11 protein-coding genes are annotated in these 13,448 nt (G+C 44.3%); 1 reads left to right on the forward strand and 10 read right to left on the reverse strand.

Features of this window, described 5'->3' with window-relative positions; all coding sequences use genetic code 11:
- Positions 1-79 precede the first annotated feature (79 nt).
- From gap to GWP40_RS03380, 7 genes are all read right to left on the reverse strand, one after another.
- Positions 80-1,129, reverse strand: a complete 1,050-nt coding sequence (gap, locus tag GWP40_RS03350) for a type I glyceraldehyde-3-phosphate dehydrogenase (RefSeq protein WP_212566045.1) — start codon at positions 1,127-1,129, stop codon at positions 80-82.
- A gap of 321 nt (positions 1,130-1,450) precedes the next feature.
- A complete protein-coding gene (xseA, locus tag GWP40_RS03355; protein WP_212566046.1) occupies positions 1,451-2,638 on the reverse strand; it encodes an exodeoxyribonuclease VII large subunit in 1,188 nt (395 codons plus the stop codon).
- An 88-nt stretch (positions 2,639-2,726) separates the two neighbouring features.
- Positions 2,727-6,062 carry a leucine-rich repeat domain-containing protein gene (locus GWP40_RS03360; protein WP_212566047.1) on the reverse strand — a complete coding sequence of 1,112 codons (3,336 nt, stop codon included), beginning with the start codon at positions 6,060-6,062 and terminating at the stop codon, positions 2,727-2,729.
- Positions 6,063-6,611: 549 nt separating this feature from the next.
- Complete coding sequence (locus tag GWP40_RS03365; RefSeq protein WP_212566048.1) at positions 6,612-7,289, reverse strand: DUF3298 and DUF4163 domain-containing protein; 678 nt, start codon at positions 7,287-7,289, stop codon at positions 6,612-6,614.
- Between the two features lie 153 nt (positions 7,290-7,442).
- Entirely contained in the window at positions 7,443-8,183 is a 741-nt protein-coding gene (locus tag GWP40_RS03370; RefSeq protein WP_212566049.1) for an RluA family pseudouridine synthase, read from the reverse strand.
- A complete protein-coding gene (locus GWP40_RS03375) occupies positions 8,183-9,100 on the reverse strand; it encodes a hypothetical protein (RefSeq protein ID WP_212566050.1) in 918 nt (305 codons plus the stop codon). Before GWP40_RS03375 ends, GWP40_RS03370 begins: the two co-directional genes overlap by 1 nt.
- A gap of 117 nt (positions 9,101-9,217) precedes the next feature.
- Positions 9,218-9,628 (reverse strand): EamA family transporter, encoded by a 411-nt coding sequence (locus GWP40_RS03380; RefSeq protein ID WP_212566051.1) that lies wholly within the window; start codon positions 9,626-9,628, stop codon positions 9,218-9,220.
- 201 nt (positions 9,629-9,829) lie between these two features.
- Between GWP40_RS03380 and GWP40_RS03385 the strand changes: the two genes are divergently transcribed.
- On the forward strand, positions 9,830-10,477 hold the full coding sequence (locus GWP40_RS03385; protein WP_212566052.1) for a peroxiredoxin: 648 nt from the start codon (positions 9,830-9,832) through the stop codon (positions 10,475-10,477).
- 156 nt (positions 10,478-10,633) lie between these two features.
- On the opposite strand, the gene GWP40_RS03390 is transcribed toward GWP40_RS03385, so the two are convergent.
- The 3 genes from GWP40_RS03390 to GWP40_RS03400 form a co-directional block, all read right to left on the reverse strand.
- Positions 10,634-11,149, reverse strand: a complete 516-nt coding sequence (locus GWP40_RS03390) for an HdeD family acid-resistance protein (RefSeq protein WP_212566053.1) — start codon at positions 11,147-11,149, stop codon at positions 10,634-10,636.
- Between the two features lie 146 nt (positions 11,150-11,295).
- The gene (locus GWP40_RS03395; RefSeq protein WP_212566054.1) at positions 11,296-12,105 is read right to left on the reverse strand and encodes a class I SAM-dependent methyltransferase; all 810 of its coding nucleotides are present in this window, start codon (positions 12,103-12,105) and stop codon (positions 11,296-11,298) included.
- A 418-nt stretch (positions 12,106-12,523) separates the two neighbouring features.
- Complete coding sequence (locus GWP40_RS03400; protein WP_212566055.1) at positions 12,524-12,967, reverse strand: Hsp20/alpha crystallin family protein; 444 nt, start codon at positions 12,965-12,967, stop codon at positions 12,524-12,526.
- Between the last annotated feature and the right edge of the window lie 481 nt (positions 12,968-13,448).

Raw genomic sequence — 13,448 nt, forward strand, 5'->3', positions numbered from 1 at the left:
ACATCGCATTTCAAGGTAACCTGTTCAGAAACGGAAGTTTCCAAACAGGTTGATTCATTTCTACAGCGCTGCAGGGAAGTTATTTATTCATAAATTTGAGCAGGTCGATAACGCGGTTGGAATAGCCCCATTCGTTATCATACCACGAAACTACTTTGAAGAAGCGCTTTTCGCCCGGAAGGTTATTCTGGAGCGTTGCCTTGCTGTCGTAGATCGAAGAACGCTTGTCGTGAATAATATCGGTGGAAACGATTTCTTCGTTGCAATAGCCTAAAATCCCCTTCATATAGGTTTCGGAAGCTTTCTTGAATGCTGCATCCAATTCTTCAATAGAGGTATCTTTTGTTGCACGGAAGGTTAAATCGACAACCGAACCGGTGGGGGTCGGTACACGGAAGGACATACCGGTCAGCTTTCCCTTTGTCGAAGGCAATACCTCGCCGACAGCTTTAGCAGCGCCGGTTGTAGACGGGATGATATTGATAGCTGCTGCCCGTCCGCCGCGCCAGTCTTTCATCGAAACACCGTCAACGGTTTTTTGCGTTGCGGTATAGGAGTGGATCGTCGTCATCAATCCTGTTTCAATTCCGAAACCTTCTTTTAAGATGACATGAACGATAGGAGCCAAACAGTTGGTGGTACAGCTCGCATTGGAAACGACGTGATGTTTTGCAGGATCATATTCGTTTTCGTTAACGCCCATAACGATTGTCTTAATAGGTTTTGCGGCATCGGTGCTCTTACCGGGTGCGGAAATAATAACCTTCTTTGCACCCGCTTCCAAATGTCCGTAGGCTTTTTCATTTGTATAAAGGCCGGTACTTTCGATAACAAGATCAATGCCTAATTCTTTCCACGGAAGCTGTGCGGGAGTTAAGCCCTTTCCGGAGACACATTTGATTTCGTGACCGTTGATAACCAGTACATCATCACCTTTTGTACCGATTTCGGCATTCATCTTGCCTTGTACGGAATCGTATTTAAGCTGATATGCAAAATATTTTGCATCGGTTGAAAGATCGACAACCGCAACGACATCGAATTTATCTTTCCCAAGCAAATTTTGTTCAACCAATGCTTGGAACACGAGCCGACCAATTCTGCCAAATCCGTTAATAGCTACTTTCATATTTACCTCCCATAAAAAGTCAAGAAGAAAGTATCAACTTTCGATTGACTTTTTATGCACGTCCGTAACGAAGTGAGAACGTGCAGATGATATACAAGTTTGCGATCGAGCAAACTTGGGTAAATAAAAGCCGTGCTATTTGTACGGCTTTTATTTTACGCTCCTTAGTAAGAATTTTGAACACACTGAGGGAAAGTCGTTAAACGATACAGCGACTTTCTTTGCGTTCTATAAATCTTTTTTTAACTGTAAATAAAAAGGGTTGGGTTGTCAATATCGTGTAATTCAGGGCACCCGCACCGGATTATTTTTACGGTCATGCTACCCTTCAGTAGAAGCGGTAATTTCACCATCGGCGAGCCTAATGCGGAGTTCGCGGGCAGCTACTGCATCCTGCGCACGGCGGAGTACGAACCCCGTCTGCCGGTTGTAAACGATAGAATATCCTCTATTGAGAATTTCCTGCGGGTTTGCCCCTTCAATGGTTTGTTTCAATAAAGCAAGCCGGTGCTTTGTGTCGGTTAGCCGCGCCTGCATCGTGTACAGCAGATTTTCTTTTGCATCGTCAAGGCGCATTAAAAGCGGCTGCTCGATGCGGCGGAATTTCATCTCAAGCGACTCCGGTGTAAAACCTTTAATCGTAAGCCGTATTCTTTCCACTGCGCGGCCGATACTGTGCAGCATATCGGATTGTATTTGAGTAATGGTATCGGTGATTTCATCTAAGACCGGTACGGCAAGTTCGGCGGCAGCAGACGGCGTAGGCGCGCGTACATCCGCTGCAAAATCGGTGAGCGCCCAGTCGATTTCGTGCCCGACTGCGCTGATGACAGGAATTTCAGAAGCGGCCACAGCGCGGACAACCGCCTCATCGGAGAAGGGCAACAGGTCTTCCAAAGAGCCGCCGCCTCTTCCGATAATGATAAGCTCCCCGAGCTTATACCGATTGGCGGTTTCCAGCTGCCGTGCCAACACAGGCGCCGCCTCAGCTCCCTGTACGGGAGCGGGAAGCACGGTAACACTTACCGTGCGGTTCCTGCGCGAAAGTACCGTGAGGATATCGCGCAGGGCGGCACCCGTTGGGCTGGTAATCACAGCGATACGGAGCGGGAAAAACGGCAGCGGGCGCTTTCTGCTTTGGTCAAAAAGGCCTTCGCGCGCGAGTTTCTGCTTCCGCTCTTCCAGCATTTTCAGGATAGCGCCTTCTCCGGCAAGCTCCATCGTTTCAACGATTATCTGATATGAACCCCGCTGCTCATATACCGACAGCGAACCTGATACCACAACCTTGAGCCCGTCTTTCGGCTCAAAGCCGAGCGTCCATGTTCGGCCTTTGAACATAACCGCTTGCAGTGCGGCTTTTTCATCTTTTAGGGTAAAATAGAGGTGTCCGGTGCTTGAAGGGCGGCAGTTGGAAATCTCCCCCGCGATGCGGAGGGAGGTAAAATTTTGCTCAAAAAGCGACTTGATAATGCCGGTAATCTCTTGTATCGAATATACGTGATCCATACCGGCATCATATCATAATACTATAAAAAATCCATGCCGCCGATCGTATCACGATTGCCGGTGTTCTCCTGAAATTTTCCGCCAAAGCTTAATAGCTTCCGATTCTACTTGCAGGATATTTACACGGCTCGCCGGTTACCAGCGCTTTAATCCGGTCAAAATGAGCGCCGCTCTTTATAAACACTCTTTTGCATGCTCCAAAGCTCCATGCTGAAATAGGATATCCAAAAGCACCAGAACCTAATTCTATGATACTTTCAGGTAATTTAACAACGGCTTTTCTACAAGCATAAAAAGCTTCCTCACCGATTGTTGTAAGCCGTGTACATAAAGAAAGATCTACGGGTTGCAGCTCCTCACAGAAATCAAACGCGTGGCTACCGATTTCCGTAAGGTTTGTACATACTGAAAAATCAAAACTTTGCACTTTTTTGCAGCCGGCAAAAGATGAACTATTGATTTTTTGTAAATTTGCAGGGAAAGATATTATACCTGTCAATTCCGCACAACCAGAAAAAGCGCTATTACCGATTTTGGTAAGCGCCGTACACGATGAGATGTTTAAGCTTTGAAGCTTTTTACAGCCGTAAAAAGCATCTGCTCCGATTGTTGTAAGTGTCGCAGGAAAAACGAGTGTTCCGGTCATTTCTTTACAACCGGAAAAAGCAGCCTCACCGATTTCGGTAAGCGCCGTACAAGCGGAAAAGTCTATACCCTGAAGTTTTTTGCAGTCTTCAAAGGCACCGAGGTACACCGGTCCATCCTTTTTTCCTTTTATGCTTCTAACATTTGCAGGAAATACAATGATGCCCATCAAATTTTCACATGATCTAAACGTCTCCGGTGCAATTTCAGTGAGTTCCGTGCAAGCTGAAATATTTATACTTTGAAGCTTTTTACAGTCTTTAAAAGCCTTCGCACCGATCGTTGTAAGTGTTGCAGGGAAAACGAGTGTTCCCGCCATTTCCTCACACTCGCCAAAAGCGCTCTCACCGATTTCGGTAAGCGCCGTACACGATGAGATGTTTAAGCTTTGAAGCTTTTTGCAGTATTTAAAAGCCGCCGCACCGATTGTTGTAAGTGTCGCAGGGAAAACAAGTGTTCCGGTCATTTTCTCACAGTCGGCAAAAGCGCTCTCTCCGATTTCGGTAAGCGCCGTACACGATGAGATGTTTAAGCTTTGAAGCTTTTTACAGCCGTAAAAAGCACCTGCTCCGATTGTTGTGAGTGTTGCAGGAAAAACGAGTGTTCCGGTCATTTCCTTACATTCGTAAAAAGCGCTCTCACCAATTTCGGTAAGCGCCGTACATGCGGAAGTGTCTATACCGGTTAAGCCGGTACAATACATAAAAGCCTCTCTGCCGATTGTTTTAAGTTTTGCAGGAAAAACGAGTGTTCCGGTCATTTCCTTACATTTGTAAAAAGCGCCCGCACCGATTTCGGTAAGCTCTGTACACGCGGAAAGGTTTATATCTATCTTTATTTTAGTCCACCAAGTAAAAGGAGTATCGCCTATTTTTTGAAGACTTGTCGGAAGAAAAACCATCCCCTCCATTTCTGTACAGCCCCAAAAAGCACTCGTACCAATTTCGGTAAGTTCCCTACACGAGGAAGTATTTATTCCGGTTAAGCTAGTACAGTTCTTAAACGCTTCTTTGCCGATTGTTTTAAGTTTTGCAGGGAAAATGAGTGTTCCCCTTATTCCTGTATGATAGAAAGATTGCTCACCGATTTCGGTAAGCTCGGCACAAGAGGAAAAATCTACCCTTTGAAGATTCTCAAGGTTTGCAAAAGCTTGCTTACCGACTGTTTTAAGACTTGCAGGGAAAACAATCTCTGTCATATTTATACAACCGGAAAAAGCTTCCTTTCCGATGTCAAGAGGCGCCGTACAGGTGGAAAAATCTATACTCCGGAGTTTTTTACAATCGAGAAAAGCAGATCTATCAATTTTTTCAAGTTTTGGGGAGAAATTAATAGCGGTCAATCCCTCACAACGGGAAAAAGCCTCCTCCTCGATTTCGGTTAGCTCCATACAAGTGGAAAAATCAAGGCTTTGAAGTTTTGAACAGCCTCTAAAAGCCTGTAGATCGATTTTTTTAAGACTTTTAGGGAAAACTATTGTTGCTAATTCCGTACAGCCAGAAAAAGCCCACATGTCGATTTCGGTAAGTTTCGTACACGATGAGATGTTTAAACCTTGCAGCTTTGTACAGCTAGAAAAAGCCCCCGCACCAATTTTGGTAAGCTCCGTGCAAGCTAAAATATTTATACTCTGAAGCTTTGTGCAGTCGTAAAAAGCATTCGCTCCGATTGTTGTAAGAGTTGCAGGAAAAACGAGTGTTCCCGCCATTTCTTCACACCCGACAAAAGAGTACTCACCGATTTCGATAAGAGAATCAGCTTGAGAGAGATTAAGCTGTTCTATCGGAGTTTCTGCAAAAGCATTTCGCCCGATTTTTGTAATAATCTCTTCGCCTATTTTGCCGGGGATAACCAGCACTTTGGGTAAATCGTTCTTTGCACAGGTATAACCGGTTATGGTGCCTTTTCCGTCCGTTTCAAAAAGAGAAGAATCCGCCGGTACGTCTTTTAATTCCTCGGTACCGGCAAAAACGGTTTCGTCTTTTGTAAAGGTTTTTGCACCGGTAAGCATCTCTCCGTCTTTACCGGTAAGTCGCCATTCTTTAACCGCGTGTTTCTCTTTAACAGTGATTCGAGCCTCTGCTGCGGCTTTAAGGTTTTTCCACATTGCGCCGCTTACAGCACTAAAGGTTACGGGCGAGTTCACCGTTACCCCTTCGTCCCCCGTAACGGTGATAGTAATTCTGGCAGGAGCCGGATCGGTGCTCTTGCGGGAAACAGCGCATACGGTTTCATCTTTGGTAAAAGTATCCGCATCATCCAAATAGGCACCTTCGGAAGTGCCGCGCTTCCAGCCGTCCGTTATACGGCCATCTTTTAACATTACCATGCCTTCTGCCTGCGTTTTTATATCCTTCCAAAGGGAACCTTTCTCTACCGTAAGCGTATGTTCGGGGCGCAGGCCGTAGCCTTCATCGGCATTCACTGTTATCGTAATGGGAGTGTTGATATGCTTCTGTTTTGAAAGTGCAAAAACCGTTGCGTTTTCGGTAAACCGGTAATCGTCGCTCAATCCCATTCCGTCTTTGCCGCCGAGCTTCCAACCGTCTCCCTCAAATCCGTCGGCATAGGTAACCCGGATACGTGCTTTCACGTCCTGCCACTGCGTCCCATTATTAACCTGAAAGGTATTCGGTTCCTGTACAACGGTGTGCTCATCACCTGTTACGGTAACAGTGACGATACTGTTGCGGCTTTCTACATTGGGTTTACACCCGAAAACCGGTACACTTAACAAAGCGACGAATACGGCGAATGCGAAAACATGGGGACACTTCATGGTAAGCTCCTTTATGATGATGCTTCTTTGTGATTAATTGATAAGAATTTCGTACTTTTGCAAATATACGGGCATCTGCGTTGTCTATTTGCAAAAGGCTAATAGCTGAACTTGCTCCGGCTATAGATACGTATTTCATGGGATACGAAAAAAGAGTGTATCCTATGTAGACCTGAAAACAATAAACAAAGAAAATAATAAGATTTGAATTTATTAAGTCTATACTATATAATGACTTGATATGGGGGGGGGGGGCAAGCTCAATACGCAATGCGGCTGCCTGCATTACGCAGAGCTTACGGAAAGAGAAAAGTGAGTTTGCAGCGTATAAACTTTGCAACATAATATGGAGAAGTATACCACGGGTACGGAGTGGTGTCAAATACAACCGGAAAAAATCCACGGAAATCAGTTTTTGCCATTTTCATAGGTTTTGAGGCCGAAATTACCGGAAAAATACTAAAAAAGCACCTCATTTTTTCTAAAAACATCATAGAAATGGTTAGATTGCAATATCATTTTTCAAAAACTGAGTTCCATGGAAAACATCTACTTAAACAAGGAGCGGGGAACAACAATTTCCGGCATACCCGAAGAATACGGTCCGACTTGATATTGGCTGAAGATAATACGGACGGAATTTTTTTCAAGCTTAAAGATTGCAAAATTTTCTTTTGTCGGTTCAGTGCCTTTGTTAATCCAATCCTCGTCGGAGGAAAATTTCTGTTTTTTAACTTGAGCATTCAGCTGTTTACGCGCCTCAGTTGAAAGAGCTGCCAGCCAATCTTTCCGCGCCGGTTGTAAAGCTTCTTCTAATGAGAGCAGTTTTTTGGTTTGCTTGCTGTAGGTTATCGGGATGAGGAAGGTGCTTCCATGCGCCCCGCCGGCATATTGATAGACATTCAGCAGAAAACTGATATGATTGGCATCCTCGTATACTGAGCTGCTGTCGATATCGAATTCAAAAACTTGCGGATAGGCGGGCGCTTCTGCAGAAAAGAATTCGTTATTAAAAGCTTCAAGATTCTTTTGCACGATGTCCGAAACTTGCGCGTTTAGAAGCGGCTCTTTTTCAAAAACGGGATAGTCGATGTCGGCCTCATAGCTGATTCCCTTTTTCTTGTTTTTATCTTTATCCTTTGCATAGACCGCGAGCGGCAGGCAGCACAGCATCAAAATAAAACCGAATGTTGCACTTATACGTAAAGTGCGATGAAAATTTTTCATATTATTCTCCTGTAAAAATATCTAGTCGTGTGTACCGATAACTGATAAAACAGCTGCAAAGTCTGAAAGGTTACCGCAGACATGGCATATGCATTGAGAGAACGGCATTATAACTGCTCGATTGTATGATAGTATGATAATAGCTGCACCCCCTTACAGCTTTTGAAGCTGATGCACCGTACTCTTAAAATCCTTCGCGTATTCCGCAGTAAAGGAGAAAGGTTCGCTCGTCCGAGGATGCTTGCCTTCCAATTGATAGGCATGCAGTGCAAGCCGCCGGATAAGCGGCTGTTCCGTATACACATCACCGCGCCATCGCTGCTTGAGCTTGGAAAGAAGCACCGGTTTGCCGCTGCCGTAAAGGGAATCGCAGACAATCGGATAACCGGCTGCTGCTAGGTGAGCCCTAATCTGGTGCGTTCTGCCGGTAATGGGACGAGCTTCAAGCAGGGAGAATTGCCGAAAGGTTTCCAGCACCGTAAAGTGCGTTATCGCATCTTTGCCGCGCCGTTTATCCACAACGGTACGGTGTAGTGCATCCCCGTCGGCACGCAGCGGCAGGTCAACGGTAAACTGTTCTTCCGGTACCCGCCCGTGAATCAACAGCCGGTAGATTTTCTTTATTTCTCTATCTTGAAATGCGGCGTTCAACGCACGGTGCGCTTCCGCATTGAGGGCATAGAGCAAGATGCCGGAGGTGTCTTTATCAATCCGGTGCACAGCATAGAGTTTTTGACACAGCGGTGCAATCTGCGGTAGCTGTTTTTGAATGAGCAGGTCGAGCCGCGGGGCTTCACTATCCCAACGGTCGGCAGCAACTAAAAGACCGGCGGCTTTATTCACCGCAATCATATCTTCATCGGCATAAATCAGCGTAAAGGGCGTTTTTTTCATCAAGCATTCCTCTCATTCCTCAATTTTAAAAATCGGATTAATTCTGCGTAGCTTTCGCAATCGGGTAAAATGGAAGGGGTGCCGTATTCGGGAGAGATTAATACGTGGGCATCAAGCGCCTGCGAAAAGAGCGCAGGGTATTCGGCTTCGGGAATATGAGGGAAGAGATACCAGCCTTTTTGTGTCCATATACTGGGGACGAGGCGCACCGCTTCGGCTTTTCGATTGAGCGCCGCCTGCCGTTTCTTTACTATTATACGGCTTACCCTTGCGCTGCGTCCTGCCGCCTCCGAATGGTGCTCGTCTGCTAGTTTGAGCTCATCGAGTTTAATTTCTTTGAGTTGAAGTTCTTCCATCTTACGCTTCAAATCGAAAAATGCCCGCGCAAGGCTGTACGCAAGCGGCGGAAACAGTATATCAGAAGGAGGCAAGCGTTCTTCAAATCGACTTCCCGCAGCGATAATGCCGCACGGTACCGGATAGGCGGGCGTTACCAGCATGAGACTATCGGCTATCGGCTCCTTAGAATCGGAAGCGGAATCAAAGTCTAAAAACGGCCGCCATACCGGCAGCGGCTGTACCGCATCGGTTTGACCGGCATATAGCACAGAACCGGCTATCCGTTCCGCCTTATCCTGCGTTTCATACCAGCGGATAACGGGATAATCCGGCAGCAGGGCTTCCAACGCACGCCGTAGTTGAGCATCGGCCTTGGTCGGCAAAAAGCCGGTGAGTCCCTTATCCAGAAATTGCTTACAAACCAGATTCGCTTGTCCTGTTCTTCGGCCTAAAATAGCCTTTCCTCCGTCAAGCCACAGGTCGAGCAGCCGGACATTCTTTTCCGTGTATAAATAGTAACCGCGGGCGCGCCGAACGTTTCCGTACCGCTTGCGGATTTCAGTATAAATATCGATCATTAGGGCGCTATCATCGCATAACGGCAAAAAAACTACAAGAGAACAGGTGCTCAGGGAACGCATCAGCTCTCTTTTTAATCTCCCCGCCAAATAAGGAGACCTAATGCGGGTACCCTGCTACAAAAACAGCAGGGAGCCTACGGTGATGAGTACGCTGCCGAGGGCGGTTTTCATCGTTATCTTTTCATGCAAGATAAGGCACGACAGAATCAGCGTAAAGACAACGCTCAGCTTATCGATTGGCGCAACGCGCGACACTTCGCCGATTTGTATCGCCTTAAAATAGCATAGCCATGACGCACCGGTTGCAAGCCCCGAAAGAACAAGAAACACCCAATTAGCGACTGTTAAATCCTTTATACCTTTGATGTTCCCGGTTGCAAAAATAATTCCCCACGCCAGCACAAGCACCACAACGGTTCTTATCGCCGTTGCAAGCGTTGAGTCGATGCTTTTCATACCATATTTTGCAAAAATCGACGTAAAAGCGGCAAACACCGCCGAAAGGAATGCAAATAATTTCCACATAAGTTCAGTATATACTGAAATACATTCAATAATATAGGGCGCTATGGAGCAAAGCAGAGGCGGAGCAGGAATTCATTTACAAAACGATCTACAAAACGTCGGTAAATGAGAGCTAAAAGAAACAAAAAGATAGGAAGCGCTTGATTTTTTTTAAAAACTATGATATATTAAGAATCATTACTAAGATTCAAGGAGATACTTATGGACGAAAGAATTAACATGCCGCTCTTAGGCGATGCATTTCCCACTTTACAAGTGCAAACCACACAAGGACCGATGACATTACCGGCAGATATGAAAGGTTCGTGGTTTATCGTGTTCAGCCATCCTGCCGATTTTACCCCTGTATGCACAACAGAGTTTGTCGGTTTTCAGGAATTGATGCCCGAATTTGAAAAACTCGGCGTAAAATTAGTCGGTCTTTCCGTCGATCAGGTATTCAGCCATATTAAATGGATTGAATGGATGAAAAACAAGCTCAATGTACAGATTACCTTCCCCGTCATTGCCGCAAATGATTCTATCGCAAATGCGCTTGGTCTGCTGCATCCCGGTAAAGGAACAAACACCGTTCGTGCCGTATTCATCGTTGATCCCGAGGGAAAACTCCGGTTGGTACTGTATTATCCGCAGGAAATCGGCAGAAACATGAAAGAAATCCTGCGCGCGGTAAAGGCTTTGCAGATTTCCGACAAAGAAGATGTAGCGCTGCCTGCCAACTGGCCTGAAAACGGCTTAATTAAAGATCACGTGATTATACCGCCTGCTTCTAACGTAAAAGACGCCGAAAAGCGGCTCAAGGAATACGAGGGCTTTGACTGGTGGTTCTGCCACAAAGCGTTAAAGTAGCTGATACGTAAAGTAACGAACTAAGTGCGGTTATCTGTTAAGGAAACACTGATTAATTCGAATGCGAATGAATCAGCACTTCCCTAAGGGTAACCGCGTAAGTTAAAAATATTAAACGAAACCTCTAGAAACTTTGAGCAACAGCTCTCAATCCGGTTATCGTCCTCTAAAGAATAAAACGATGCTGATAATACCGTGATAGATAAAGTCGAAGCCGATCAGGTAGGCGACGAACAGGCTGGTAAAGAGCGGATGCATAAGCATAACGATTCCGCAGATGATACCCAGTATGCCGACTAATAGTAAATAAAAACCGCCTCTTCTGGTTATGTAGCGGATTTTAAAACTGATAACAAAACGTGTAATACCGCTGAATAATATCCAACAGGCAAAAAGATACGGAATAAATGTTGCAGCTGCAAACAAAGGACTGGACAGTACGAGAATTGAAAGCAGAATGGTGAGAATACCGTTCAGCAAAACAATCAAGATATGATCTTCTTTGTCTGCAAAATAATGGATAATTTCATAAACGCCGTTTATAAACATAACCACTGCGAAAAAAAACGAAAGCGATACCAAGCTGGTAATCGGGCTGACGAACATATAGATACCTGCAATAATAGAAAGGATACCTACTACCAACGCCGTAATACGGAACTCTTTTCTCATATCTTCTCCTTTAAGAATTATATTCCTAGTAAAAAGGGTATATGCCGTATCATATTTTGTCAAGCCGGAAGTATGTTAAAGCTAAAGTTTATAGGACATCCCTAAAACGGTAAATCTAGCTGTCAGGAAGTAATTACCGTATCCGCTTAATTCAGTTTTAAATGCAAAATAATAGTTCGGCCTCCATCATCGCACACTTTCATCGCGATACGGGTATACAGTTTTAATTTACGTTTCAGCATCTTCCGCGCGGTGGTGTAAAAGGTACGCTGCTCTATAAGTTCCATCCCGCATTTTCGCGCAAAGGCAGAACCGTCATCCACATAAAAATACATCTGTGCCGAAGTGTTACCTGTTTTTTGTACATACTTATTGGCATACTTTATACCGATTGCATTTGTCGCATCAAAAATTAATTCACCCTTTGGGAATCGCTCCTTAAGCGCCGATAAAAAGGCAAGAACTTTTTCTTCGCGGAAATACTGAAAGACGCCGGATACAATCAGCAAGGTCGGGATAGAGCTATCGATACCTTCCATCCACTCCAGTTTAAAAATATCTGCGCCGATCAGTGTTTCGTTTTCTCGTGTAGCCAAAATATTTTTACGCAAGGTTATCACTTCGGGTAAGTCGATTTCGTAAAAAGGAGCTTTAATTTCAGATAATCTAAACGCAGCCGTTTCCAATCCAGCTCCGAGATTGACGATGTTACATTTTTCATGCTTGGCATAAAAATTTTTTATCATTTCGTCAAAATTATAATAGCGGGCGACTGAAGCAAGCATCGTATATTGGGACGACGATTTCCAAATCCGTTCAAATGTACCTGCCGGAATTTTTGATTCCAACGATAAAGCTGTTTCATCATAAAAATATTCAGGGAACTGTTTAGATGCATAAATCCGCGCAGCCATCGGTATAAGCATTGTATCGGCTACGCCGTTAAATTCGTTCATAACAACCTCCAATCAAACTTGTACAGGAAATACTGAAAAATTAACAACCCGGTTTTTTACAAATTTACCTATACCATTATATCATTTATTTCTTTTTCCGGCAAACGGACAATAAACCTGTTCGATGACTTCGTTGCCGAACAGGTCGACGAGTTCTAAATCGCACAGATAGCACCTTAAAATGCAACAGTTGAACAAAGTGTGAACTTTGGAAACTGCTGTATTGATGTACAGAACGTGCATACGTTAATAAGCGACATCGTCAATTTACATCATCCGTGGTGTAAATTGACTTACGAGATAATATGATGCCACATATTGATAACAAAAAAGCCCTCCGCATAATTATCATGCAGAGGGCTTTTCGCTTAGTTTCTGCGACTTCGGTCAATCTTGATTCAGATTGATCGGAAATCTCTTAGTTTGACTTTATGGCAATCTGCCGACGGGGAGCAAGCTCCTTACGAGGTATGGTGACGGTTAATACGCCGTTTTTAAAGGCCGCTTCAACCTTGTCTTGGTCGATATCTTCAGGCAGGGTAAAACGTCTGACAAAGCGGCGCTGTGTGCGTTCGCGGATAAGGAATTGTTCTCCGTTAGGCTTTTCTTCCGTCTCTTTTGTTTCCTCATGATTGGAAGCAACCGTCAAAACACGTTCTTTTAAGTGAATGGTAACATCCTTTTCCGTATAACCGGGAAGATCAATATCCATAATATAGGCGCCGCTTGTTTCGCGCACATCAACAGTCGGATAATTCGCATTTGCCAACGGACTGAAAACTCCGAAATGAGGGTTGTCGTGATTTAAAGAGTCAAGCACAGAGTCCGCAAATAAGGGATTAAAAATACTTAATGAGTTCATAGTTTTCCTCCAAAAGGCTTTATAATAGTAGGGCTTTTAGAAAGCCCTTGAAGTTTTTCAACTTCACTTATTATTAAGCAACAAGCGTGCCAAGTTAGATCCTGAAGAAATTCGGTGTATATGGCTCTTTTTGCTCAATAATTCAGTGTATACCGCGCAATTTTCGGTTAAAAAAGGTTTAAATCGGATTATTTCCACCGTTTTTTTGGACTAAGGTTCCGGTTGAGCCGCCGCTTAATCTCTTTTCGTGATGCATTGTGTCATTTTATATGCCATATTGTATCAATATTTCCAATAAGAAACAAAACATGTGTCATTATGAAACATATTTTAGCTTTGTTGTAAGAATCGCTCTTTTTTTTCGAAATTGCCGATAATTTTCGACTTTTTCTCTTTAAAAATAGGAAAAATCGGTTATACTGTTTCTTATTCATTTGTTGACAGATAAAAACAATATGATTATGGTAATATTTCTTTATAG

This window comes from Treponema vincentii, assembly GCF_018336815.1.
Classification (GTDB): domain Bacteria; phylum Spirochaetota; class Spirochaetia; order Treponematales; family Treponemataceae; genus Treponema.

Excerpts from the sequence above, each read along its gene's own strand:
- GWP40_RS03375 (WP_212566050.1), bottom strand. The coding sequence starts at position 9,100 with ATGATCGATATTTATACTGAAATCCGCAAGCGGTACGGAAACGTTCGG.
- GWP40_RS03400 (WP_212566055.1), bottom strand. The coding sequence starts at position 12,967 with ATGAACTCATTAAGTATTTTTAATCCCTTATTTGCGGACTCTGTGCTT.
- GWP40_RS03370 (WP_212566049.1), bottom strand. The coding sequence starts at position 8,183 with ATGAAAAAAACGCCCTTTACGCTGATTTATGCCGATGAAGATATGATT.
- GWP40_RS03390 (WP_212566053.1), bottom strand. The coding sequence starts at position 11,149 with ATGAGAAAAGAGTTCCGTATTACGGCGTTGGTAGTAGGTATCCTTTCT.
- gap (WP_212566045.1), bottom strand. The coding sequence starts at position 1,129 with ATGAAAGTAGCTATTAACGGATTTGGCAGAATTGGTCGGCTCGTGTTC.
- GWP40_RS03360 (WP_212566047.1), bottom strand. The coding sequence starts at position 6,062 with ATGAAGTGTCCCCATGTTTTCGCATTCGCCGTATTCGTCGCTTTGTTA.
- GWP40_RS03380 (WP_212566051.1), bottom strand. The coding sequence starts at position 9,628 with ATGTGGAAATTATTTGCATTCCTTTCGGCGGTGTTTGCCGCTTTTACG.
- GWP40_RS03395 (WP_212566054.1), bottom strand. The coding sequence starts at position 12,105 with ATGAACGAATTTAACGGCGTAGCCGATACAATGCTTATACCGATGGCT.
- GWP40_RS03385 (WP_212566052.1), top strand. The coding sequence starts at position 9,830 with ATGGACGAAAGAATTAACATGCCGCTCTTAGGCGATGCATTTCCCACT.
- GWP40_RS03365 (WP_212566048.1), bottom strand. The coding sequence starts at position 7,289 with ATGAAAAATTTTCATCGCACTTTACGTATAAGTGCAACATTCGGTTTT.
- xseA (WP_212566046.1), bottom strand. The coding sequence starts at position 2,638 with ATGGATCACGTATATTCGATACAAGAGATTACCGGCATTATCAAGTCG.